This is a genomic window from Scandinavium lactucae (assembly GCF_033843265.1).
Classification (GTDB): domain Bacteria; phylum Pseudomonadota; class Gammaproteobacteria; order Enterobacterales; family Enterobacteriaceae; genus Scandinavium; species Scandinavium lactucae.
The window spans coordinates 46874-71639 of the sequence record NZ_JAWXRD010000036.1 but is presented as its reverse complement, the minus strand read 5'-3'; the positions used below and the strand labels follow the sequence as shown (position 1 = coordinate 71639).

At 54.3% G+C, this 24766-nt stretch carries 22 protein-coding genes; 9 read left to right on the top strand and 13 right to left on the bottom strand.

What is annotated here, in order from left to right; genetic code table 11:
* Window positions 1–78: 78 nt before the first annotated feature.
* The gene (gene ssb1 / locus SIK69_RS15800; RefSeq protein WP_319627646.1) at window positions 79–615 is read left to right on the top strand and encodes a single-stranded DNA-binding protein SSB1; all 537 of its coding nucleotides are present in this window, start codon (window positions 79–81) and stop codon (window positions 613–615) included.
* Between the two features lie 62 nt (window positions 616–677).
* Here ssb1 and SIK69_RS15795 read toward each other — a convergent pair whose 3' ends face one another.
* The 6 genes from SIK69_RS15795 to SIK69_RS15770 form a co-directional block, all read right to left on the bottom strand.
* Complete coding sequence (locus tag SIK69_RS15795; protein ID WP_319786502.1) at window positions 678–1646, bottom strand: carbohydrate kinase family protein; 969 nt, start codon at window positions 1644–1646, stop codon at window positions 678–680.
* Complete coding sequence (locus SIK69_RS15790) at window positions 1646–3022, bottom strand: NosD domain-containing protein (protein WP_319786501.1); 1377 nt, start codon at window positions 3020–3022, stop codon at window positions 1646–1648. The genes SIK69_RS15795 and SIK69_RS15790 overlap by 1 nt, the downstream gene beginning before the upstream one ends.
* A gap of 39 nt (window positions 3023–3061) precedes the next feature.
* Complete coding sequence (locus SIK69_RS15785) at window positions 3062–4747, bottom strand: glycoside hydrolase family 32 protein (protein WP_319786500.1); 1686 nt, start codon at window positions 4745–4747, stop codon at window positions 3062–3064.
* The gene (locus SIK69_RS15780; RefSeq protein ID WP_319786499.1) at window positions 4731–6152 is read right to left on the bottom strand and encodes a glycoside-pentoside-hexuronide (GPH):cation symporter; all 1422 of its coding nucleotides are present in this window, start codon (window positions 6150–6152) and stop codon (window positions 4731–4733) included. Before SIK69_RS15780 ends, SIK69_RS15785 begins: the two co-directional genes overlap by 17 nt.
* Window positions 6153–6275: 123 nt before the next feature.
* On the bottom strand, window positions 6276–7286 hold the full coding sequence (locus SIK69_RS15775) for a LacI family DNA-binding transcriptional regulator (protein WP_319627651.1): 1011 nt from the start codon (window positions 7284–7286) through the stop codon (window positions 6276–6278).
* 207 nt (window positions 7287–7493) lie between these two features.
* Window positions 7494–7781 (bottom strand): YjcB family protein, encoded by a 288-nt coding sequence (locus SIK69_RS15770; protein WP_319786498.1) that lies wholly within the window; start codon window positions 7779–7781, stop codon window positions 7494–7496.
* A 492-nt stretch (window positions 7782–8273) separates the two neighbouring features.
* Between SIK69_RS15770 and SIK69_RS15765 the strand changes: the two genes are divergently transcribed.
* Window positions 8274–9668 (top strand): GGDEF domain-containing protein, encoded by a 1395-nt coding sequence (locus tag SIK69_RS15765; protein WP_319786497.1) that lies wholly within the window; start codon window positions 8274–8276, stop codon window positions 9666–9668.
* 217 nt (window positions 9669–9885) lie between these two features.
* The gene (pdeC, locus tag SIK69_RS15760; RefSeq protein ID WP_319786496.1) at window positions 9886–11487 is read left to right on the top strand and encodes a cyclic di-3',5'-guanosine monophosphate phosphodiesterase PdeC; all 1602 of its coding nucleotides are present in this window, start codon (window positions 9886–9888) and stop codon (window positions 11485–11487) included.
* On the opposite strand, the gene soxS is transcribed toward pdeC, so the two are convergent.
* The gene (soxS, locus tag SIK69_RS15755) at window positions 11472–11801 is read right to left on the bottom strand and encodes a superoxide response transcriptional regulator SoxS (RefSeq protein ID WP_319627655.1); all 330 of its coding nucleotides are present in this window, start codon (window positions 11799–11801) and stop codon (window positions 11472–11474) included. The two genes, pdeC and soxS, sit on opposite strands and share 16 nt — an antisense overlap.
* 86 nt (window positions 11802–11887) lie before the next feature.
* Here soxS and soxR point away from each other — a divergent pair, with 86 nt between their 5' ends.
* The 4 genes from soxR to SIK69_RS15735 all read left to right on the top strand — a co-directional run bounded on the left by soxR (window position 11888) and on the right by SIK69_RS15735 (window position 16762).
* Window positions 11888–12349 carry a redox-sensitive transcriptional activator SoxR gene (gene soxR, locus SIK69_RS15750; RefSeq protein ID WP_319627656.1) on the top strand — a complete coding sequence of 154 codons (462 nt, stop codon included), beginning with the start codon at window positions 11888–11890 and terminating at the stop codon, window positions 12347–12349.
* 268 nt (window positions 12350–12617) lie between these two features.
* A complete protein-coding gene (locus tag SIK69_RS15745) occupies window positions 12618–13286 on the top strand; it encodes a glutathione S-transferase family protein (protein WP_319627657.1) in 669 nt (222 codons plus the stop codon).
* Window positions 13287–13573: 287 nt separating this feature from the next.
* A complete protein-coding gene (gene ghxP / locus SIK69_RS15740; protein WP_319627658.1) occupies window positions 13574–14920 on the top strand; it encodes a guanine/hypoxanthine transporter GhxP in 1347 nt (448 codons plus the stop codon).
* A gap of 195 nt (window positions 14921–15115) precedes the next feature.
* Complete coding sequence (locus SIK69_RS15735) at window positions 15116–16762, top strand: Na+/H+ antiporter (protein ID WP_319627659.1); 1647 nt, start codon at window positions 15116–15118, stop codon at window positions 16760–16762.
* A gap of 58 nt (window positions 16763–16820) precedes the next feature.
* Here SIK69_RS15735 and murP read toward each other — a convergent pair whose 3' ends face one another.
* The 3 genes from murP to SIK69_RS15720 all read right to left on the bottom strand — a co-directional run bounded on the left by murP (window position 16821) and on the right by SIK69_RS15720 (window position 20174).
* Window positions 16821–18272 carry a PTS N-acetylmuramic acid transporter subunit IIBC gene (murP, locus tag SIK69_RS15730; protein WP_319627660.1) on the bottom strand — a complete coding sequence of 484 codons (1452 nt, stop codon included), beginning with the start codon at window positions 18270–18272 and terminating at the stop codon, window positions 16821–16823.
* Between the two features lie 2 nt (window positions 18273–18274).
* Window positions 18275–19186, bottom strand: a complete 912-nt coding sequence (gene murQ / locus SIK69_RS15725) for an N-acetylmuramic acid 6-phosphate etherase (RefSeq protein WP_319786495.1) — start codon at window positions 19184–19186, stop codon at window positions 18275–18277.
* A 100-nt stretch (window positions 19187–19286) separates the two neighbouring features.
* The gene (locus tag SIK69_RS15720; RefSeq protein ID WP_319627662.1) at window positions 19287–20174 is read right to left on the bottom strand and encodes a LysR family transcriptional regulator; all 888 of its coding nucleotides are present in this window, start codon (window positions 20172–20174) and stop codon (window positions 19287–19289) included.
* A 102-nt stretch (window positions 20175–20276) separates the two neighbouring features.
* On the opposite strand from SIK69_RS15720, the gene SIK69_RS15715 reads away from it, so the two are divergent.
* Window positions 20277–20687, top strand: a complete 411-nt coding sequence (locus SIK69_RS15715; protein WP_319627663.1) for a CidA/LrgA family protein — start codon at window positions 20277–20279, stop codon at window positions 20685–20687.
* Window positions 20680–21369, top strand: a complete 690-nt coding sequence (locus SIK69_RS15710) for an LrgB family protein (RefSeq protein ID WP_319627664.1) — start codon at window positions 20680–20682, stop codon at window positions 21367–21369. Before SIK69_RS15715 ends, SIK69_RS15710 begins: the two co-directional genes overlap by 8 nt.
* Here the strand turns inward: SIK69_RS15710 and SIK69_RS15705 are convergent.
* The 3 genes from SIK69_RS15705 to SIK69_RS15695 form a co-directional block, all read right to left on the bottom strand.
* On the bottom strand, window positions 21346–22650 hold the full coding sequence (locus SIK69_RS15705; protein ID WP_319786494.1) for a Gfo/Idh/MocA family protein: 1305 nt from the start codon (window positions 22648–22650) through the stop codon (window positions 21346–21348). The two genes, SIK69_RS15710 and SIK69_RS15705, sit on opposite strands and share 24 nt — an antisense overlap.
* A gap of 152 nt (window positions 22651–22802) precedes the next feature.
* Window positions 22803–24452 carry a cation/acetate symporter ActP gene (actP, locus tag SIK69_RS15700; RefSeq protein WP_319627666.1) on the bottom strand — a complete coding sequence of 550 codons (1650 nt, stop codon included), beginning with the start codon at window positions 24450–24452 and terminating at the stop codon, window positions 22803–22805.
* Window positions 24449–24763 (bottom strand): DUF485 domain-containing protein, encoded by a 315-nt coding sequence (locus SIK69_RS15695; protein ID WP_319627667.1) that lies wholly within the window; start codon window positions 24761–24763, stop codon window positions 24449–24451. The genes actP and SIK69_RS15695 overlap by 4 nt, the downstream gene beginning before the upstream one ends.
* Window positions 24764–24766: the final 3 nt, after the last annotated feature.

Sequence of the window (24766 nt, the reverse complement as noted above, 5' to 3'; positions counted from 1 at the left end):
CAAACTATCAAATCGACACTTTGTAATGCTACAATCCCCCGTTTACACTATTAAGAAATGTTTTCAGGAGACACGATCATGGCCAGCAGAGGCGTAAACAAGGTGATTCTCGTCGGTAATCTGGGTCAGGACCCGGAAGTACGCTATATGCCGAGTGGTGGTGCAGTTGCCAACATTACGCTGGCTACTTCTGAATCCTGGCGTGATAAAGCAACCGGCGAAATGAAAGAGCAGACTGAATGGCACCGCGTCGTGCTGTTCGGCAAACTGGCGGAAGTGGCCGGTGAATATCTGCGTAAAGGTTCCCAGGTCTATATCGAAGGCCAGTTGCGTACCCGCAAATGGACCGATCAGTCCGGCGCAGAAAAATACACCACTGAGGTGGTGGTCAACGTGGGCGGCACCATGCAGATGCTCGGTGGCCGTCAGGGCGGCGGCGCACCAGCAGGTGGCGGTCAGCAGCAGGGTGGCGGAAGCTGGGGTCAACCACAGCAGCCACAGGGTGGCAACCAGTTCAGCGGCGGCGCGCAGTCCCGTCCGCAGCAGCAGCCGTCTTCCGCTCCGGCACAGTCTAACGAACCACCGATGGATTTCGACGACGATATCCCGTTCTGATATCCCGCTGCGCGATAATCATTTGAATACGTTGAAGGCCCCGTTAAGGGGCCTTCTTGTTTTTAGCGTTCGCTATTTTTTATGAATGTATCCACATCATGGGCGAGTGGGATAGCGTCAATAGCTCCAAATTTTGTGCAGGTCAATGCGCCACAGACGTTGGCCCAGCGCACCGCATGCAGGAATTCTGATGCGTCGTCTAACCGGCAGCCGGATTGGGCAACTTGAGCTAACAATGCGCCGATAAATGCATCACCCGCCCCGGTCGAATCAATGGCCTCTATCGCTACAGAGGGGATAAGGTGTTGCTCGCCTGAATGATGACTAACCCAGGTTCCCCGCCGACCACAGGTGACGGTGACGTAGCTGACGCCTGTCTCATGCAATCTACTGCAGCCCTCGGTGTTGGTCTTCGCGCCGGTGATGAAGTGCAGTTCCTCCTCACTGACTTTGACGATATCCGCCTGCTGAAACCACGGCGTGCAACGGGCGATAAACCGTTTCGGATCCTGCCCCCACAAACCGTCCCGATAATTGGGATCAAATGAGATCAATACCCCACGCTGTTTAGCTTCATGCAGGAGACGCTGGTAGGTGACATACAGTTCTCCGTCCAGCAGGCCGGTGGCGGCCCCAAAATGAACGATGCCGACATTATCAAGAAAATCAGCGGGAATATCCCTCCACGAGAGATCGCCATCGGCACCACGGCAAAAGGTAAAATCGCGCTCACCGTCTTCCTGTAAACCGACAAAGGCTAACGTAGTGGGTGTAGCGCAGCGCGTCACGCCAGTGCGCTCAATGCCCTCAGATTCCAGGGTGTGCAGCAGGAAATCGCCGAAGGGATCGTGGCCGATTTTCGCCGCCAGCTTCGCGTGGCCGCCGCTACGGTTGATGGCTGCGGCAACGTTAGCGGGGGCTCCCCCGGCTTTTTTGAGGAAGCGGGCCCCCTGTTTCAGGCCCAGTCCAATGTCGGTGCAGACAAAATCAATCAACAGTTCACCAATGCAGGCAATGTAATAACCACCCATTAACGTTGTCCTTCCGCCGTTGCGCCGGAAGTGGGCGTCGCTCTAAAGGCGTTCACGGTTTTATCAATCACCACCTGGCTGTCAGTGCCTGAATCCAGCACCGTATTTTGCTGCGAGGCGGGTTCTATCTGGACGGCAGTCACCGTCAGCGCTTCAAGACCCTGAGTAGACAGCAACGCGTTGACCTGAGTCGAGAAACAGGCGCTGGCGTCTGCTGCCTCCTGCACGGTGGAGGTTTCGGTAGTAGCGACAATAGGGTTATTAGAAATCGTATTTCCTTTGCCGGAAACGACTCGAATAATGACCGGCGTCGCGCCAGTTGGCGTAATATATTGCGTATCAATGGTCTCGGAAATATGGTTGGCAACGATCGAGTTATTATCGCCACTGATATACAGGAGGCCATATAAATCATCTAACCCATTGTTGTAGGCCTGCATCGGTGCCCAGGGTTCACGCTCGCGGAAGAAATGGTTGGACGATACCAGGTTTTCAGAACTGCCTTCCTCCATTATCAACATGCCAGGGTAAAATGAATGGAATCGGTTGCTGCTGATTGAGGAGCGAACCACATTCGAGAAATGAACGCTGCTTTTTCCTCGCGGGAATATATTGTTGGCGGTAATTAACAGGCCACCGAAGTTTTCTGCGTATACAGAATAACCACGATAACCTGCCCCAATCAGGTTATCGGTTATTTTAGATGCCTGACCGGACTCGCGTAACTCGATGCAGTTCCCACATTCAGCGATGAAGTTGTTATGTATCGCCAGGGCGTCAGCATTATAAATCGTTGCCCCGTGTTCAAGATAGACCAGCCCCATGCCGCTGATACGGAAAGAGTCCTGTGCGCTGGCAATGTAGATGCCGGTCTTACCGTTAAGGTAGCTGTTCTCCGGGTCATTGCTGCCAGAGTTGTCATCGACAAAGTGTAAACCGTCAATACAGAAGTCAGCAAACTCGACGGAACTTATTCGCGGATCTCCGCTGCGGGCGATATAGAATGCGGCCCCGGCAGATTCCGCTGCGCCATCTTCCGGTGATATATCTACCAGAATACGGCTGCCACCCGGCCATAATTCATGCCAGTTTGGCCAATTACTCTTGGGAGTATTGAAACGGATGCTGGACGAAGTGAAGCCATGTCCGGAACCCATGATTTTCAGATAACTAATATCTATCACCACCTGAGTGAGAAGATGATAATCACCCGGTGGAATATAAATTACCGCGCCGGGTTTACCGCCTTCATTCACATTGGTGTCAGTTTGTCGGCTTTTAATATCGGCAATCATGCTATTAATCACTTCACCAATGTCCGTGTACGGATTACCTGTGTCCCATTCCGTGACATCGTAATAATTATTACTCGACATATATTAAGTCCTTCTGTGACATTAAATTAAAGAGGTTTATTACTGCGGATAAGCAGCACGATAGTGGGTGAGTATGGCCGTGGTGCCCGTGAGGTGTATTTGCGTCAGCGTACTGCATGAATAATAACGTCGCGTCCCGCAGATGCTGCCCGCGTTGGCAAAGACTTCAACGATCCCGGCGTCGAAGCACAGCGTGACATCTTCCACGTTCGCCACTGGCGCATGATATCGGCCATCATCCTGGCCTTTTTCGCGCAGCGACAGTAATTTGCCGTCATATTCGAGAACAATTTCCTGACCGCTTTCCCCGCTAAGGGTCAGACAAAAAGCGGCTGTCGGGCTAAATGCGATCGCACAGGCTTTGCTGCCCTTGATCCCCGACCATGCAACGTTATCAGCCAGTCTGTTCTGACCGATGACCAGTGATTCGGGCGGTAAAACAGGTGTCATGCAGAGCTGCTGTTGCGCATTAAGATGAAAGCGGCGCGGTAAGGACATTTCACCGCAATAGCTGGAGTCGACGCTTTTTTGCGTGGCCCAGTTATACAGCCAGGCAAAGCCGGTACGCGCATCTTCTTCGCCCCAGGTTTGCAGGGCATAGAAATCGGTACCGAAATCCAGTATTTGCAGTGGGTGTGCTGCCGGGGTGAAATAGCCGTTGCGGAAATCACCGGTTTGGGCAAACAGCAGGTTGTGGCGACCGGTTACAGGTTCGGTATAACCCACGACGCCGATGATTAACACCCACACGCCATCCAGACAGAAAAAGTCCGGACATTCCACGCAGCGGCCTCCGTTTTCGCGAAAGTAGGCCGGGGCCACGTACAGCACATGATGAAATGCCCAGCTTTCACTGTCTGTGGAGTGAAACAGCAGCATCGCCGGGTCGCCGTTTAAGGCGGCACCGAGGATCATATAGAAAGTGGCATCTGCCTCTTCATACCAGACTTTGGGATCGCGGAAATCACAATCGACGCCGGGAGGCAGTTCAGTTAACACCGTTTTCACTGACGCGGGTTTGTCGTAACTTTCCAGCGGTACGGCCATTTTCTGAATTTCGCGGTAGCCACGGTATAAATCGTAAGCGGGCAGTCGCTCGGTATACCAGAAACGGGTTAGCCCTTGCGCATCAATAAACGCGCTACCGGAGAAGGCACCGCCTGTCGCTCCCAGAGCTGCCAGATTTTGTTCCGGCTGGAGAAAGACCGGGTAGTGTCGCCAGTGATAAAGGTCTTTGCTCACCGCGTGGTTCCAGTGCATCGGCCCCCACTCGGTGCTGTGCGGGTGATACTGATAAAACAGGTGCCATTCGTCGCCTTTACGATGCAGACCATTGGGATCGTTCATCCAGCCAGTGTGTGGAGAAAAATGCAGCGCTGGGCGTAACGGATCCTGCAAATAGCCGTTGGCAATATCGCAGTCGCTCAACAACCGGAGGGCATTGTCCTGAGTGGCGATAAAGCTGACCCCGTTTTCGGGCAGCGTATCCGGATGCCAGGTATAGCACAGCGAGATTTCGCAGTGCTCAGGCAACCACTCCAGGCAGGCTATTCCGTCCTGCCATGCGGTCCAGGTAAAATAGTGGTAGTAGGGGGGGGCGGTGGTGATTTTAAATAGCACCTCATTTTCCATACGGATGGAAAAAAGAGGGAAGCTGGCGGGCTTTGTTTCTTTCAGCCATATATCAATCCGCTGGCCTTGCTTAACATTAAACGACAGGGACATCTTTATACTCCTGAGTCTGGGCAGAGCTGTTTTGCAGTTCACGTTTCGCGAGGTCGACTTTAATGGTTTCGAGCAAGGTGTTGTTCAATTTGAAGTAGCGCACTATCCAGGCACTGATGAAATAGCTCACCATCGGTAATAACGAGAACATGATAATAATGCCCTGCAGGGTCTGTTCATTTTGCTGTGGCTTATTGGCGACATACCCGGTATAGGATAATATCCAGGCGACAATCGCCCCGGCGACGGCCAGACCCATTTTCAGCATAAACAGGTTGCCGGCAAACGAAATACCGGTCAGGCGTTTGCCTAATTTCCAGTCACCGTAATCATCGACGTCTGACATCATTGCCCACAAAATAGGGCCAGACTGAATAAGATGCAGAATGTTAATTACAATAAACAGCGCCAGCAGCGGTGTCAGTGAGTGTGGATCGACAAACCACAGGGTGAAAGAAAGGATGCCGAGAATAATATTAATAATACGGAACAGTTTAATTTTATCAAAACGATCTGTCAGCGGTTTTGCAATGACACTACCCAACATATTGCAGGCCACGCCGAGGGCCATGAAGAAGGTAATGAATCCAACGGAGGCCTGCATCACGTAGGTGGCATAATAGATGGTCACCGCCCCACGAATAAAAGCCGGAAAAACGTTCAGGAAGGTAATCGTTATCATCAGCAGCCATTGATCATTTTTGATAATGTCTTTGAGATCCTTCCTTAAGGTGTCATTGGCTTTAATGGAGACCACGCGCTCTTTGATACTGGAGAAACAGAACAGGAACATTAACGTCGCCGCGCCGCCCATGATCATCATCGTTCCCTGGAAGCCGGACGCCCGGTTGCCATTACCCAGCCAGTCGGTTAACGGTAAAATCGAGGAGGAGACGATAAGCGTTGCCAGGCCGTTGAGGAAAAAACGCCATGACAGGCAGCCCAGACGTTCTTTTTGGTTGAGGGTAATGACGCCTGCTACCGAGCAATATGGGATATTGATGGCAGTATAAATCAATGACATGACTAAGTAGGTGACCCAGGCATAGATGATTTTTCCGTTCATGCTCAGGTCGGGCGTGGTGAACATTAACACTGCGCCGAGGCCAAATGGCACGGCCATCCACAGCAGCCAGGGCCGGAATTTACCCCAGCGGGTTCGGGTACGGTCGCAAATTGCGCCCATGACCGGATCGCTAAAGGCGTCAAATACACGGATCACCAAAAAGAGGGTGCCAACAATTCCAGGATCAAGGCCATACACGTCGGTATAAAACCAGGTTAAATAGAGCGCCAGCACGCTCCAAATCATACAGGAACCTGCATCACCCATACCGTAGCCGATCTTTTCTTTGAGGCTCAATTTTTCATAAGCACTGTGTTTTTCTGCTACTGTAGCAGACATAAATATCCCTCAATATTGTTATGTCATAAATACAATGCATGGAGTATTACGATCCATGCCGTAGTAAAATACAGGGGAGTATTATCTCTCCTTCAAATTTCATGGTGTTCAGAAAGGTAAAACTTACAGAGTAGTAATATTAAGATTGATACTGCTCTCACGGATAATTAAGCGCGAGACTATTTCATACATTTCGATACTCTCCTGCTTGTTGTTATTGCTGACCATCTGGAACGCCAGGTGTGCGATCTCATTGATCGGTTGTGCGACGCTGGTGATTTTTTTCGTCTGCGCCAATAACGTGTTATCGAAACTGACGATGGCAATGTCCTGTGGAACGGAGATTCCCTTATTGTTTAACCCATCAATAATATAACTGGCGGCGACGTCGTTATAGACCATCAGACACGTGCATACTGTTTCCCGGCTGGCTAATTTTTCGATAATGTCATCCAGTATACTGATATGCCCAGATATTTTTTCACCTTCGCCTTTCGCTATCCAGAATTGGTTCTGTGGATTAAGGGATAATCCGTGGCCAATGATTTTTTTACTCCAGGCTGACACTTTACGATTGTCGACCCCCTCCTGTGCAATAAAACCTAAGGCGGTGTGTCCGGTCTGGATAAAATGCTCGGCAATATTTTCCGCGCCTTTACTCTGATTAATCGATACCGAGTTAAAAAACCGAGAAACCTGTGTCACAACCGCCACCGGAATGTGGGTGGCTGCCAGCCACTCCGCAAGTTCCGCTTCCGCTTCTGTAGGGACCCACAGCAGACAGTCAATTCCCATCCCGATCAGGGTATGAATAATCTGTTTATCCTGCTGCGGTTGGTTCTGGTGTGTTTTCACGATCACCGTCTTGCCGATGTATCGCGCTTCTTCCTCAAAGGTGGCCAGCAGTTCACAAAAGTGCGGGTTAACCAGGTTCGGCAGAACGACGGCGACCAGACCAGAACGTTTACCGCTCAGTTGAAACGCGCTTTTACTGGGCACATAACACAGGTAATCCATCGCATCCCGCACCGCCTGACGTGTTTCTGGCACCACGCTGGGATGATTGTTCAGCACCCGCGATACGGTAGCTGTTGATACTCCTGCTTTTTTTGCGACATCTTTAATGGAAGCCATGATGATGAAATGTGCCCTCTAAACCGTGAAGTCACTATAAAGTGTGATAGAGGTCAAAAATGTAAGCCAGTTCACATGTTGTTGCGTTACATGAAACCCGGTTCATGCTCTCACTTCTTCAGATCAATAAGATGCAAAAAAGGCCAGTCACTTACATGACTGGCCTTTCACCCTCGCGGGAAAGCAGTGTAGTACAGATGTCGCCTGTCAGGTCACGACCATCGGCCATTCTGACGGGGTCGGGGTCTGGCTCATCACTTCTATCATTACGTCTTTAATGTTGTTCCAGACGACGGACATATCGTGCAGGCTAATCCCCAACAGGCCGGTGGCAAACCAGCAGGAGGCGATGACGCCGAGTAAACTGCAAATGACTGCCAGTCCGGCGTAATCGGATTTTCGGAGCTGAATTTTTAAGGTGCTGGCGAGAAACATCAGCACAGCGCTAACGATTGGCCAGCGAAGAAGAACCACGCCGGTGGTGACTGAAACCATGAAACATACCCTCTGACTATCGGCAGGCATCGACCAATACAATGAAACACTGTTTCGTGTTTCACAAGAATGTGTGAACTATATCACGTTTGTTGTTTTATTCGCCACTGTCAGTATGAAAATTTTCATAGCATGCAAGCAGACATTTTGTTGAAACCATTGATGGGAAGAATATATTCTCCACCTCTTTTCGGCAGGGTTATCTGGTATTTCAGTGGGATAGCAAATCGTCACAACGGTTAAGCATTTGTACAATATTTACATTATGAAATAGTTGGCTTATGCTTTGTGGACAATAATTTTTACTTGCGATCAATTAATCAGCTATTGATTTTATTCACTATTTTATTTTCTGTAATTCTTTTAAGACAACACAGTGTGTTTTGTTACCCTGAGCTTACACTTTAATGATTAACCTGTGCTTAATCATGCAGATCAGTATCTGATTTATTCATTGCGGGTTTTGACACTAACAAACCTGTGATTGAAAAAATGAAAAAAGAGAGACTACACACAGCAATTAACGATGCAGAACTCAGTCTGCATCGACTGGCCAAACTTATGCCCGGGCTGTCGGCACACCGACGGCTGGCCGACGTTTTGCAGCTGATTCACGGCGTGTTTGAGGCACGTATGTCCTGGATAATGCTGGAAACTGACGAGTTACGGCATCTGGAAGTGCTGGGCGATTCGCTACCCAATGATAGCGCTGAACGTCTGCTGGCAGCGCTGCGTCAGCATCGGGCACCGTGGCGGGTAAAGTGCTGGCACAAAAATGTGGGCCGGTTGCTCTATCCTGAGGATCATCCTTTGGCACAGCAATTAAAATGCGGGGTACTTTGCCGTATATTCCCCTTGCAGGATGATGCCCGCGCTTTTCTATTTTTGGCGTTTGATCAACCTTTATTAGCGCCTGCAGTATTGCGCAGCGTGGCGCAGATTATTGCAGAAAAATTGCATGACGCGATGACCGAATTAATATCCCGCGAGCGCACCGCCGTTGAGCTTAAAAATATTATCAATCAATACCGTATTTTGTTTGACCGCGCGCCGGTATTAATGAACTGTTTTGATAAACATAATCGCTGTACCTTATGGAACGGCGAATGCGAGCGAGTATTCGGCTGGACGCTGGAGGAAGTTAATCGAGAAGCGGATCCGTTGGCGTTGTTTTATCCCGATCCGGAGGTCCGCCAACGAGTGCGCGCATCCATAAATACCTCGCCTTCGCTTGAGATGCATGAATGGTATCCGCAACGCCGTGACGGCGCTGTCCTGGCGACACTGTGGTCCAATATTATCTTGTCCGACGGCGAAATCATGAATATTGGCGTGGATATCACCGAGCGCAAACGTGCTGAAAATTTGCTGGCCTTCCAGGCGACGACCGATGCGCTGACCCGCTGTTATAACCGGCTGGCTATCCTCGATCATCTGCAAACAAGCCTCGACAATTGTCAGGCAGAAGACTCCGAGACGCATTTTGCGTTGGTAATGATCGACCTCGATCATTTCAAAAAAATCAATGACCAATGGGGCCATGCGGCGGGTGATGATGCGCTCGTTTATTTCTGCCAGTGTATTCGCGAGCAGTGTGAAGGTCAGCCTCGATTGGGACGGCTCGGCGGTGAAGAGTTCCTGCTGTTACTGCCCGTTTCCGACCCTGGTGAGGCCATCGCGTTTACCGACCGTCTGCGTGCTCAGTTTTTTGCCGCACCTTTTACGATGGCTGACGCCTCGCTGACGTTATCCTTCAGCGCCGGTGTACTTGTTGTTTGCCAGCCTCATGATGAACGTGCGGTGTTATTAACGTTGGTGGATAACGCCCTGTATGATGCCAAAAGAACCGGTCGTGGAAAAACGATAGTCGCGTCATTAACGCAGTAATTTTAAACGGTTGTTTAATAAATAGCTGACTTAATAAAAACGCCAGCCCCGCTTTTAGTTTGCCTTACGGGAAAATATTATCGTCATCACTCAATAATCGTTTTTTGAAGCTAAAAGACGGTTGCTAATGTTGAGTGATTCATGCAACGTAATCACCTGTCAGAAAGCGTCCAGCCTGAATAACAGGCACATAAAATGCAGGGATATCAGGCTGAATATGAATCAGAGTGCGCGAAGCAACGTGCTGAGGGGCTTGGGAGTGGTCATCGTCGTGCTCTTGCCGGTGATACTTGCACTTTGGTTCTCTCAGCTCAGAGCGGAATCTGAAACCCATAATCAACTCAATACCTTCGCGCGTATTGCCCTGAATAAAACGGAGCAGGTGATTCGTCAGGCTGATCTGGCGCGTGATGCCGCCGAACGCTATTCCGGGGCTATATGTTCTCCTGAACATCAGCAGCAGATGTTAAATATCATTCGTGGACGTCTGTATGTTGCCGATTTAATTTACGCCCGCGGCAACCAATTTGTCTGTTCTACCGCTGTGCATCCGGATCATGGCTGGTCGATGCCTGCCGCTAATTATCAGCGTAAACCGAACATTTCTATTTATTACTATCGCGATACCCCTTTTTATCCGGGGTATAAAATGACCTACATGCAGCGTGGGAATTACGTTGCGGTGATTAATCCTCTGTCCTATGGGGAAATTGTCTCCGACGACGATCGCCTGACGTTTGGGGTCTATGATACCAAAACCAATGCGTTCTTTTCTGTCAGTGAAAACACCAGCCCGACCACCTTAATGCCGCTGATCCGCGACAGGGAGTATGCTTTCCAGCACGACAACCGTTTTTATACCATCGCACTTTCTGAGCAGCGGCCCATTGCCGTTATTATTTCCTCACCAGATTCACGTTATTACCAGAACTTCCGTCACCAGCTGACCCTGACATTGCCGCTGGGGTTAATTTGCAGCCTTTTGATTCTGTTAGTCTGGTCGCGCACCCGTCAGCATTTAAATTCCCCAAAGCGTCTGTTACAGCGTGCGTTGAATAAGCAACAACTGCGCCTGCACTATCAGCCGATTATCGATATCAAACATAATAAGTGTGTCGGGGCAGAGGCGCTGCTGCGCTGGCCGGGGTTTGATGGGCCAGTGATGAGCCCCGCGGAGTTTATTCCGCTGGCAGAGAAAGAAGGGTTGAGCGAACAGGTGACGGACTTCGTGGTGGAATCGGTGTTTGCCGATCTCGGGCATTTCCTGCAACACAACCCGCAACTGTATGTTTCTATCAACCTGTCGGCGTCAGATTTTCACTCATCGCGTCTGATTGCGATGATTTCCGACAAGGCTCAGGCGTATCGGGTTCGTGCGCAGCAGATTAAAATTGAGGTCACCGAACGCGGATTTATTGATGTGCCGAAAACCACCCCGGTTATCCAGGCGTTTCGTCAGGCGGGTTATGAAGTGGCGATTGATGACTTCGGGACCGGTTATTCCAACTTGCATAACCTCTACTCCCTGAACGTCGATATTCTGAAAATCGATAAATCGTTCATTGATACGCTCACCACTAACAGCACCAGCCATTTGATTGCCGAGCACATCATCGAGATGGCGCAAAGCCTGCGGCTAAAAACCATCGCTGAAGGGGTCGAAACTGCCGAGCAGGTGAGCTGGTTGCTCAAACGTGGGGTGCAGTTCTGTCAGGGCTGGCACTTCGCGAAAGCCATGCCGCCGCACGAATTTTTTCAGTGGCAGCAGGGCTCAATGCCGTGGGTAGTAGGCCACACCGTTTCTCACGCCGAGATCTGATGACGGTAGTCGCTCGGGGTGCGATCAAACTCGCGACGGAAAACGCGTGAAAAGGTCTGCTGCGAGACGTATCCCAAATCCATCGCAATATCAAAAATCGGGCGCTTAGTGGTGCGCAACGCTTCGGCTGCCATCAGCAATCGGCGTTGACGGATGTAATCGCCCAGCGTCTGGTGCATCACCGTGCGGAACATCCGCTGCAAATACCATTTTGAATACCCCGATTTTCTGGCGACCACGTCAATATTAAGCGGTTGATCAATATGGTCATCAATCCATTCAATCAGCGTTTCAATGATGTCGTGATGGGACATAAGCGGCCTCTCTTTCACAATTTCGGTTCGTCGTTAGGTCTGCGGGCGAGTATAATTCCTCAAGTTAACTTGAGGTAAAGCGCTTTATGGAAAAGAAATCTCCCCGCATTAAAACGCTGCTGACGCCGGGTGAAGTGGCAAGGCGTAGCGGCGTCGCCGTTTCGGCGCTGCATTTCTATGAAAGCAAAGGATTAATTGAGAGTACACGTAACGAAGGCAACCAGCGTCGATACCGTCGTGACGTGCTGCGCTACGTGGCGATCATCAAGATTGCCCAACGGATTGGCATTCCGCTATCGACCATCAGCGACGCGCTGGGCGTGCTGCCGGAAGGGCATAACCTCAGCCCCAAGGCGTGGAAACAGCTGTCGTCGCAATGGCGTGAGGAGTTGGATAGCCGCATCCACACCTTAGTGGCGCTGCGCGATCAGCTCGATGGCTGCATCGGATGCGGCTGTCTGTCGCATCGCGACTGTCCGCTGCGCAACCCGGGCGATATGCTCGGCGAAAAAGGACCGGGCGCGCACTTCCCGGACGATAAGGAATAGAAAAAACTAAAGCGCCACAGGAGGGCGCTTTAGTTGTTTTCCGGTCTTTGTCTTTCTCTCTATCCCGTTGGTTCACGGGAGGGTTTCCCCCGACATCAGCACCCCTCTGTCGATCAAAAGTGGTTGGAGGTTCCGGTTTGTACTGACACTTTAATTGTATGCCGGAACCGGACTTTTGCCAGCGAGGCTGGCGATTATTTCGCCGAAATTTTTCCCGTCTTTCGCCACAGTTCCTATAGTTATTTTGAACAACTCACAGGAGTCCGCCATGCTGACGGTGCATCATTTGAATCTTTCGCGCTCCCAGCGCGTGCTTTGGGCCTTAGAAGAACTGGAACTGCCCTACCAAATCGTGCGTTACCAGCGCGAACCGACGATGCTGGCCCCCGAGGCGCTGAAAAAAATCCATCCGCTGGGCAAATCGCCGGTGCTGGAAGACGACGGCGTTATCCTCGCGGAATCGGGCGCGATCCTGGAATACCTTCAGGAGACGCGTGATCCGGGCAATATACTCAAACCGCTCTTGCCGCAGGACCGTATTCAGTACCGCTTCTGGCTACATTACGCCGAAGGTTCGCTGATGCCGCCGCTGGTGATGAAGCTGGTGTTTGGCAGTCTCGGCAAACCGCCAGTGCCGTTTGGCCTGCGCACGGTAGGTAAAATACTGGGGCAGGGCGTGCAAAAGGGGTATCTCAACAAACAACTGGCGACCCATGCGGCGTTCATCGAGCAGCACCTGGCACAAAACAGCTGGTTCGCCGGAGAGCAGCTCAGCATGGCGGATATTCAAATGAGCTACCCGGCGTTTGCTTTGCTGGCGCGAGGAGCGCAAGGGGAGTTACCGCATCTGAGCGCGTGGAAAAAGCGCGTTGAGATTCGACCGGCCTGGCAACGTGCTATCCAGCAGGGAGGGCCGCTTGATTTCCCCGGCAGCTGATCGAGCCATCACAAAAACCAATGCCTGTGTGAAATGAAAAAAAATTTTCGCAAAAATGTAAGCAGATTGCGCATGGACGACAACGTTTGCGCACACGTTGTCTATTTCTTCGCCGTCATAAGTGAATTTTAGCGAAATGGCGTAAACATCAGTTGAAAAGGGCAGTATAAAAGCCAGATAATCGTTTGCTTTTTTTTACCGATGTCTTTCGGACTGCCTTTTTGTTGACTGCTTTTGATGAAAGAGTCGAGAGAACAGGTCACATAAATTCTCAGGGGATGTTTTCTATGTCTACGCCTTCAGCGCGTACCGGCGGTTTGGACGCCTGGTTCAAAATTTCAGCTCGTGGCAGCACCGTTCGCCAGGAGATCCTTGCCGGTTTAACCACCTTCCTGGCAATGGTCTACTCCGTCATCGTGGTCCCGGGCATGCTCGGTAAAGCAGGCTTCCCGCCAGCGGCCGTTTTCGTGGCGACCTGTCTGGTGGCCGGTGTCGGTTCACTGGTGATGGGCCTGTGGGCAAACCTGCCGCTGGCGATTGGCTGCGCTATCTCGCTGACTGCGTTCACCGCCTTTAGCCTGGTGCTCGGCCAGCACATCAGCATTCCGGTAGCGCTGGGGGCGGTGTTCCTGATGGGGGTGCTGTTCACCGTTATCTCTGCGACCGGTATCCGCAGCTGGATCCTGCGCAACCTGCCGCAGGGCGTTGCGCACGGCACCGGCATCGGCATCGGCCTGTTCCTGCTGCTGATTGCGGCGAACGGCGTCGGTCTGGTTATTAAAAATCCGCTGGACGGCCTGCCGGTGACCCTCGGTCACTTCGCGAGCTTCCCGGTTATCATGTCGCTGATTGGCCTGGCGGTGATTATCGGCCTGGAAAAACTGAAGGTGCCGGGCGGCATTCTGCTGACCATCATCGGCGTGTCCGTTGTCGGCCTGATTTTTGACCCGACCGTGCATTTCTCCGGTATCTTCGCGATGCCTTCCCTGAGCGACGAGCACGGCAACTCCCTGATTGGCAGCCTCGATATTATGGGTGCGCTGAATCCGGTGGTGCTGCCGAGCGTGCTGGCGCTGGTGATGACCGCGGTATTTGATGCCACCGGCACCATCCGGGCGGTAGCCGGTCAGGCAAACCTGTTGGATAAAGACGGGCAGATCATCAACGGCGGCAAAGCGTTGACCACCGACTCGCTGAGCAGCGTGTTCTCAGGCCTGGTGGGCGCAGCCCCTGCGGCGGTGTACATCGAATCTGCGGCGGGTACGGCGGCAGGTGGCAAAACCGGCCTGACGGCGATTACCGTCGGCGTGCTGTTCCTGCTGATCCTGTTCCTCTCTCCGCTCTCCTATCTGGTTCCGGCTTACGCAACCGCTCCGGCGCTGATGTACGTCGGTCTGCTGATGCTGAGCAACGTGGCGAAAATTGACTTCGGTGATTTCGTCGATGCGATGGCCGGTCTGATCACCGCGGTATTCATCGTCCTGACCTGTAACATCGTGACCGGCATCATGATTGGTTTCGCCACCCTGGTGATTGGTCGCGTGGTATCCGGTGAATGGCGCAAGCTGAACATCGGCACCGTGGTTATCGCCCTGGCGCTGGTTGCCTTCTACGCAGGCGGCTGGGCTATCTAAGTGCTTTTAGCCCGATGGCGCTAACGCTTATCGGGCCTACTTTTGTAGGCCAGGCAGGCGTAGCGCCGCCGGGCACTGAGGGCGACCCCTGGTCGCCCTTTTTGTTTTTTTAGGGCACATCCTGCCGTTCTTTGCGATAAGCTTTAGGGCGTATTATCAGAGGTTAAGTAATAAGAATTCGCAAACAGGGATAGCATGGAAATATTCTTCACGATACTGATCATGACCCTTGTGGTCTCTCTTTCCGGGGTCGTTACCCGCGTCCTCCCCTTCCAGGTTCCACTGCCGTTGATGCAAATCGCCATCGGGGCACTGCTGGCATGGCCAACGTTCGGTTTGCACGTCGAGTTTGACCCGGAACTGTTCCTCGTTCTGTTTATCCCACCGCTGCTGTTTTCCGATGGCTGGAAAACGCCGACCCGTGAATTTCTGGAGCATGGACGAGAGATTTTTGGCCTCGCGCTGGCGTTAGTGTTAGTGACGGTTGTAGGTATTGGCTTCCTGATTTACTGGGCGGTGCCGGGCATTCCGCTCCTCCCGGCATTTGCACTGGCGGCGGTGCTGTCGCCTACCGATGCCGTGGCGCTGTCGGGCATTGTCGGGGAAGGGCGCATCCCGAAAAAAATCATGGGCATATTGCAGGGCGAGGCGCTGATGAACGACGCGTCTGGTCTGGTGGCACTGAAGTTTGCCGTCGCCGTGGTGATGGGCACAATGGTGTTCACCGTTGGCGGCGCGGCGCTGGAGTTCGTCAAAGTGGCGACCGGCGGTATCCTGGCCGGGTTTATCGTCAGCTGGTCTTATGGGCGCTCGCTGCGTTTTCTCAGCCGCTGGGGCGGTGATGAACCGGCCACGCAGATTGTGCTGCTGTTCCTGCTGCCGTTCGCCTCTTACCTGATTGCCGAACATATCGGCGTGTCCGGCATTCTGGCCGCGGTCGCCGCCGGGATGACTATCACCCGTTCGGGCGTGATGCGCACCGCTCCGCTGGCGATGCGTCTGCGTGCCAACAGTACCTGGGCGATGCTGGAGTTCGTGTTTAACGGCATGGTGTTCCTGCTGTTGGGCCTGCAACTGCCGGGTATCCTGGAGACCTCGCTGGTGGCGGCGGAAGCGGATCCGAACGTCGAGACCTGGATGCTGTTCGCCGATGTTGTCCTGATTTATGTCGCACTGATGCTGGTGCGTTTTGGCTGGCTGTGGACCATGCAGCGCTTCAGTCAGCGCTTCCTGCACAAAAAACCGATGGAGTTCGGCAGCTGGAGTACGCGCGAATTGCTGATCGCCTCGTTTGCCGGGGTGCGCGGGGCCATCACCCTTGCGGGTGTGTTGTCCATTCCGCTATTGCTGCCGGACGGAAACGTCTTCCCGGCGCGCTATGAGCTGGTGTTCCTGTCGGCGGGCGTGATTCTGTTCTCACTGTTTGTCGGCGTGGTGATGCTGCCCATCCTGTTACGGCACATCGAAGTGGCGGACTATTCTCAGCAGCACAAAGAGGAGCGTCTGGCCCGCGCCGCCACGGCGGATGTGGCGATTGTCGCCATTCAAAAGATGGAAGAGCGTCTGGCGCAGGACACCAAAGAGAACATCGACAATCAGCTACTGACCGAGGTCAGTTCCCGGGTGATTGGTAACCTCCGTCGTCGTGCGGACGGGCGCAACGATGTGGAAACCTCAATGCTGGAAGAAAGCCTCGAACGGCGCTTCCGTCTGGCGGCGCTGCGTTCTGAGCGCGGTGAGCTGTATCATCTGCGCGCCACCCGCCAGATAAGCAACGAAACGCTGCAAAAGCTGCTGCACGATCTCGATTTGCTCGAAGCGCTGCTGATAGAAGACCAGTAAATTCAGCCCAAAAAAAGCCGCCTGTGAAAGGCGGCTAAAAGGGGGAGAACGTCGGCCATTATTGCAGGTCGACGTTTTTACTGCCAAAGAGCCAGGTCAGAACAAAGCCTGCAACATACGAAATCAAAATCCCCGCCACGTACACCGCCATACCGACAAAAATCCCCTGCGAAGAGGTCATCAACGGAATCGACACCAGGCCAGATGGGCCGAAGACGGTGTTCAGACCAATCGGTAATCCCAACCACGAAATCAGTCCAATGAAGAAGCCGCCGACCGCGCCGCCCAGACAGGCGGTGACGAACGGTTTCAGGCGCGGCAAGGTCACGCCGTAAATCAGCGGTTCGCCAATGCCCAACAGGCCAGGGAAGATGGCTCCCTTAATCTGTGTCCGCAGGAGCGATCCCTGTTTGGCGCGGAAGTACAGCGCCAGCGAGGCTCCGACCTGTCCAGCCCCGGCCATCGCCAGGATCGGAAACAGGGAGTTGAAGCCCTGGGCGTCCATTAGTGCGAAATAGACCGGCACAAAGCCCTGGTGAATGCCGAACACCACCGCAATCAGGAACAGACCGGCCAGCAGGGCGGTGCCGAACGGGTTACCGTTCAGGTGCAGGAACAGCCATGACATCCCCTTAAACAGCTCACCGCCAATCGGCATAATCACCGTGAAGGTGATGGCCCCGGTGATGAGCAGCGTGATGGCGGAGGTGAGGATCATATCCAGCGAATCATGGATAAAACGGCGCACCTGGCGCTCAATCCAGGCCCCGAGAATACAGGCCAGCAGCACGCCAATAATGTTGCCGCGCGGGTCGATAACCAGCCCGAAGAAGTCCTGCATTCCGGCGTAATAGCCGACTTTGCCTTCCGGCACGTAGCGCAGAATAAACAGCGAAGCGATGATGGCCCCGTTAACGCCCGAGCCGCCGAACGCCTTCTGGGTGTTGTAGCCGATAAGAATGCTCAGGAAGGTAAACAGTCCGATGCTGAACACTTTCATGTAGGCAATCAGGCTCATTAGCCAGCTTGCCTGCGACACGCTGTCGGCAACGAAAATCTGTTGCAGCAGGGTGGCTATCCCAAGCAGCAACCCGGCGGCGATAAAGCCCGGGATCAGCGGGGTAAAGATGGTGGCAAACTTGGTCAAAAAGTTATGCACCGCGCTGTTCTGCTTGCCCTTCATTTTGGCTTTGTTCTGGCTGGCCTGCGATTTCAGGTCGACGTGGGTGACCGGAGTCGCGTGCTCATCGCCCTCCGCTTTCAACAGGTCATTCATCATCTCGCTAGCGGTTTGCGCCTTGCCCGGTCCGAGAATAATTTGCAGCTGATCGTCGCCGTTAATCACGCCGAGTACGCCGGGCACCGCTTTCAGTTGCGCAATGTCTGCCGCATCGCGATCGACTAACGTCAGGCGCAGGCGCGTCATGCAGTTGCCGCACACGCTGATATTCGCTTTGCCGCCCGCCAGGCGCAGCAGCTGCTCAATCATAGGACCGGTGATTTTCGCCATGGTTAATTGCTCCCGATGCCCTGGATGGCGCTGCGAATAAAGCCGTTGTTGCGGGTCAGCACTTCGCTTGCCTCATCAGCGCTCAGGCCAGCCAGAATCATCACGATGGCGGTTTTGCAGTGGCGATGACAGGCGTTGAGCGCCGCTTCGGCGGTCGCCGGGTCGCACTCTGTGGCCTGTACCACGATGTTAACCTGGCGCTGCAACAGCTTGGCGTTGGTGGCCTCCACGTCGACCATCAGGTTGCCGAACACTTTGCCGGAGCGGATCATCGCCCCGGTGGTGAGCATGTTCAGAATGAGTTTTTGCGCGGTGCCTGCCTTCATGCGCGAGGAGCCGGTCACCACTTCCGGGCCGACCAGCGGTTCGATGGCGATGTCGGCCAGTTTACCAATTTCGCTACCACGGTTGCAGGCGATAGCCCCGGTGGTCGCACCTACGCTTCGGGCGTAGTTAAGCGCGCCAATCACATACGGCGTACGGCCACTGGCGGCGATGCCAATCACGATATCGCGCTCGTTAAGCGCTAAATCACGCAGGTCCTGCTCCGCCATCTGCGGGCTGTCTTCGGCGTTTTCCACCGCCTGAAGGATGGCGGTGTTGCCCCCGGCGATCAGGCCGACGACCCTCTCGCGCGGCGTGCCATAAGTCGGTGGGCATTCGCTGGCATCCAGAATACCGAGGCGGCCAGAAGTGCCCGCCCCGCAGTAAATCAGGCGTCCGCCGCAGGCAAAAGCCTGTGTAATCACATCGACGGCCTGAGCGATAGCGGGCAGCTGTTCTTCCACCGCCAGCGCGACCTTCTGGTCTTCCGCGTTAATGACCTTCAGCATTTCCAGCGTCGACAGGGTGTCAATGTTCTCGCTTGCCGGGTTGCGGCTTTCGGTGGTCAGTGCGGATAAATCAATTTTCATAACGGCCTCGATGAAGTGCGTACTCAAGTATTGGAATAATATATTCCAATAATCTCAACAAGAAGTAATATTTTATCCCTTTACAGGATCTGTGATCGCGCTAGCCTTCCGGCGGCCAAAAACCTTCGCAGCATTGCAGCCATGCCTTAGCGCTATGGGAAAGATAGGTGCCTTCGCGCCAGATCATTCCCAGTTGCCAGTGCAGTTTGCTGTCGAGCGGGATCCAGCGCAGGGTATTTTTATCGAGCCGCTGGCAGATGGGCTCCGGCAGGATAGCCACCCCCACACCCGCCTGCACCATCGCCGCCAGAAAATCCCACTGACCGCTGCGTACGGCAATCCGGGGTTTTACGTCGTGCTCGGTGAACAGCTGCATCAGCTGACGGCTGAGGGCGAAATCTTCGTTATAAATCAGCAGGGGATGCGCGGCGAGCTGTTCCGGGCTGACGGAGTCGATATGCAGCCAGTCTCCAGAGCGCGGCACCAGCACGCACAGCGGATGACTAAACAGCGGCAGCGTCGCCAGGCCACTGTCTTCATCGACGGGCAGGGCGGTCATTGCCACATCCAGCTCGCCGTTGGTCACTGCCTGCTGTACGGTCAGACCGCCGAATTCGGAAATTTTCAGCTCCACGCCGGGGTAGCGCTGGCGAAACAGGCTGATCGGCCCGGCCATTAACATCCCGACCATCGGGGGAATGCCGAGCCGCAACAGGCCTTTATGCAAGTGGTTGATATCACTGAGTTCCGCTTCCAGTTGGCGAAACTCGGCGAGGATAGCCAGCCCGCGCTCAAACACCACCCGACCGGTATCGGTCAGCAGCAGCTTGCGTCCGTCGCGGATAAGCAGGGTACAGTTGAGTTCATCTTCGAGATTTTTCAGCATCTTACTGATGGTGGGCTGCGTGACAAACAGCTTCTCTGCCGCGCGGGTAAAGCTCTGCTGCCGGACCACTTCGACGAAATAGCGCAGCGTTCTTATGTCCATGATTATTCCTCGAAACTATACCTTCAATGATTTTAATTCATTTCTGTCGCGGTCGGCGTCTCACTATACTGAGCGCCATCACTTTTTTTAGGGATTTCTTTCATGGCTGTGGCCTTGGGGCGCGTAACGCCCGCTGTCCTGCATCGTCTTCAGGTTCCGCTGCAGGTGGTGTTGTACGCCGGTGTTTTTGTGCTGGCGGAACATCTGGTGGCGTGGGGCCATCTTCCACTGCCCGCCAATCTGGTCGGGATGGTGCTGATGCTGGCGCTGATTGTGTGCCGCGTCCTGCCGCTCAACTGGGTGCGGGCGGGCTCCCGCTGGCTGTTGGCCGAAATGCTGCTGTTCTTCGTTCCGGCGGTGGTCGCGGTGGTGAATTACGCCCAGTTGCTGATGGTCGACGGCTGGCGCATTTTCATGGTGATCGCGCTTAGCACCCTGCTGGTATTAGGCACCACGGCGTGGGTGGTGGATAAGGTGTATCGCTTTGAAATGCGCCGGATGAAGCATGACTAGTTTTGCGCTGAGCCTGCTGTGTCTGGCTATCACTCTCGGTCTCTATTACGCCAACAAACGCCTTTATCGCCGCTTTCGTAAACTGCCGTTGATGCCGTTGGTGTTCACCCCGTTGCTGCTGGTGCTGATGCTGGTCTTCGGTCATATCTCTTATCAGAATTACATGGGGGAAGCGCACTGGCTGCTGTGGCTGCTCGGCCCGGCGACGATCGCCTTTGCCGTGCCGGTGTACGACAACCTGGCCGTGATCAAACGCCACTGGATGTCGCTCAGCGCAGGCGTGGTGACGGCCAACGTGGTGGCGGTGTGCAGCTCCGTGTGGCTGGCGCGCGTGTTCACGCTGTCGGATGAGATCCAGCGCAGTCTGGCCGTGCGTTCAGTCACCACGCCGTTTGCGCTGGCGGCGGCGAAACCGCTCGGCGGGCAGCCGGAGCTGGTGGCGCTGTTCGTGGTGGTGACTGGCGTATTCGGCATGGCGGTTGGCGATGTGCTGTTTATGCGCCTCGCCATTCGCGAAGGGATGGCGAAAGGCGCAGGATTTGGCGCAGCATCGCACGGGGCAGGCACCGCCCGTTCCTACGAACTCGGGCCGCAGGAAGGGGTGGTCGCCAGTCTGGTGATGATGCTTTCCGGGGTCACGATGGTGCTGGTCGCCCCGTTAGTGGCGTGGGTGATGTTTTAAACGCGACACCAGTTCGAACTCGCGGAAGCTGACCGGACGCTGCTGCTGCATCGAAAGATTACCTGCGATGCCGGTCAGAATCGACATCGCGCCAGCCCGGTGATCGGCGGCGCGCTGCAACGGATCGTTGCCCGGTTCGCCAAACAGGTCCGCCAGCATGGCGTTATCCCCCCCGCCATGGCCGCCTTCACCGAGGGTGAATTCCGCTTTCCACGGCGCGGAAAACATCGGGAGCACCGTGATATCGCACTGCTCCAGGCTGCCTTCGTTGTCGCGTTGACCCCCGGCGTTCACATATGAATTCTCGACGATTTTCATCTCCAGCCGTCCGGCGCTGCCGTTGAACACCACGTTCAGCCCTTCCCAGGGTAAATACGCGTTCAGCGAGTAGGTAAGCTGGACCTGGTTCTGGTATTTCACCAGCACCGAGAGAGTATCTTCGATGGTTATCCCGTCGCTGAACACGCTTTGATCGCGGAAATAGTTATCCTCATGCTCGGCATCGAGATACAGCGCTTTAAGCTGGGGATTGTCGGCCATGTGCAGCGCAAACGGGCTCTCTTTTGCCGCAGCGTAGCCATGCGTACGCGGGTAGAACTGCGTCTCGCCACGCTTCTCCGCATTTTCCCTACCGTAAAAGCGCAATCCCCCTTCGGCATAAACCCGCTCCGGATAGCTGTCGAGCCAGAAATTCATCAGGTCAAAATGATGTGTCGATTTATGGACGAGCAGGCCGCCGGAGTTGCGCTTTTCACGGTGCCAGCGACGGAAATAGTCGGCACCGTGCTCGGTGTTCAATAGCCATTCAAAATGCACGGAATGGACCTCGCCGATAACGCCCTGCATCAGCAGTTCGCGGACTTTGCTGTGATGCGGGGCATAACGATAGTTAAACGCGACGCGCACCTGTCGGCCCGTTTGTTCGATGGCATCCAGAATGCGCAACGCGCGCTGTTCATCAATGGTCATCGGTTTTTCGGTGATCACATCGCACCCCGCATGCAGGGCGCGCACGATATAATCGTCGTGGGTGCGATCCAGAGTGGTAACAATGATGATGTCCGGGTGCGTCTCGCGGATCATCTCTTCGAATTGCGCCGCCTTCCAGGTGGTGACGGGCGTCGCCCCTTCGTTTTTCAGCAGCTGATTGGCATAGTCCATTCGCGTTTGGTTGCTGTCACAAAACGCTACCAGCTGCGCGTTTTCTCGCCACGCGCCGCCAATGGCGGAAATGTACAGCCCGGCACGGCCACCGGTCCCGACAAGAGCATACTTTTTCATACCATCCCGATCCTTCAAAAGTGAATTGCCAGATTGAGTAAATAAAAACAGCGTTTCATTTGTCTGTGGATAGAGTAACGCGGCGGGAAAGAATAGAAATAAGCAGGGAAGAGAAATGTGATCCCCGGCCAAATGACCGGGGAAGAGGGAGGTTAGTGCGCCCGGCCCTGGTCGATGCCAATCCCGGTTTGAGAACGGATGAACTGCGCGCGGAACTGCTCGCGCTCACGTACGCCCGATTCAGATTTGTCGGTCGCGGAGAAGAACCAGATGCCGATAAACGCCACCGCGATGGAGAACAGCGCCGGATATTCATACGGGAAGATGGCTTTCTCGTGACCGAGGATCTGCACCCAAATGGTCGGGCCGAGGACCATCAGGATAATCGCGGTCAGTAATCCCAGCCAGCCGCCGATCATCGCCCCGCGCGTGGTCAGTTTCGACCAGTACATCGATAACAGGATAATCGGGAAGTTACAGCTGGCGGCAATCGAGAATGCCAGGCCGACCATGAAGGCGATGTTCTGCTTCTCGAACAGAATCCCCAGCAGAATGGCCACCACGCCCAAAATCAGCACTGTGATTTTCGATACCTTCAGCTCCTGACGTTCGGTCGCGCCTTTGCGCCACACGTTGGCGTAGAGGTCATGCGACACCGCCGACGCGCCCGCCAGGGTCAGACCGGCAACCACCGCCAGAATAGTGGCAAAGGCCACGGCGGAAATGAAGCCGAGGAACAGGTTGCCGCCGACCGCATCTGCCAGATGCACCGCCGCCATGTTGTTGCCGCCAATCAGCTGGCCCGCCGCATCTTTAAACGCCGGGTTCGCGCCGACCAGCATGATCGCCCCGAAGCCGATGATGAAGGTCAGGATGTAGAAATAGCCCATAAACCCGGTGGCGTAGAACACGCTTTTACGGGCTTCGCGGGCGTCGCTCACGGTGAAGAAGCGCATCAGAATGTGCGGTAGCCCGGCGGTACCAAACATCAGGCCCAGGCCAAGCGACAGCGCAGAAATTGGATCTTTTACCAACCCGCCCGGACTCATGATCGCCGCCCCTTTCGGATGCACCGCCATCGCCTCGGTGAACAGATTATTGAAGCTGAAACCGACGTGCTTCATCACCATAAAGGCCATAAAGCTGGCCCCGAACAGCAGCAGCACTGCCTTGATGATTTGTACCCAGGTGGTGGCTAACATGCCGCCGAACAGCACGTACATCACCATCAGGACGCCAACCAGCACCACCGCGACGTGGTAGTTGAGGCCAAACAGCAGCTCAATCAGTTTTCCAGCGCCGACCATTTGCGCAATCAGGTATAACGCCACCACCACCAGCGAGCCGCAGGCGGAAAGGGTGCGAATCGGTCCCTGCTTCAGGCGATACGATGCCACATCGGCAAAGGTGTAACGCCCGAGGTTACGCAGGCGTTCGGCTATCAGGAACAGGATAATCGGCCAGCCAACGAGGAAGCCGAGCGAGTAAATCAGCCCGTCGTAGCCCGAGGTGTACACCAGCGCGGAAATCCCGAGGAACGACGCGGCGGACATAAAGTCCCCGGCAATCGCCAACCCGTTCTGGAAACCGGTGATGTTGCCGCCCGCGGTGTAATAATCGTTACGTGACCGCACGCGTTTGGACGCCCAGTAGGTGATATACAGCGTCAGCATCACGAAAATCAGGAACATGATGATCGCCTGCCAGTTAGTCGGCTGGCGTTGTACCTCGCCGGTAAGGGCATCCGCCGCATTGGCGGCCAGTGGGAGCGCGGCGGTCAGCGCCGTTAAGAGCTTTTTCATGATGTTTTCACCTCGCGTAAGAGGGCGTTGGTCAGTCGGTCAAATTCACCGTTGGCCCGCCACACGTACACGCCGGTGAGCAGGAAAGAGATAATAATCACGCCAATCCCAATCGGAATACCGCGCGTCACGCTGGTGCCCGGATGCAGCGGGGTCCCGAGCCAGCCGGGGGCGAAAGCGATCAGCAGAATAAAACCGACGTACACCACCAGCATGATGATGGACAGAAGGGTGGCAAACCGTTGCCGTTTTTCGACCAGCTCCCTGAAATGCGCGTTGTTTTCTATCTGCTGACAAACATTCTCATTCATCAC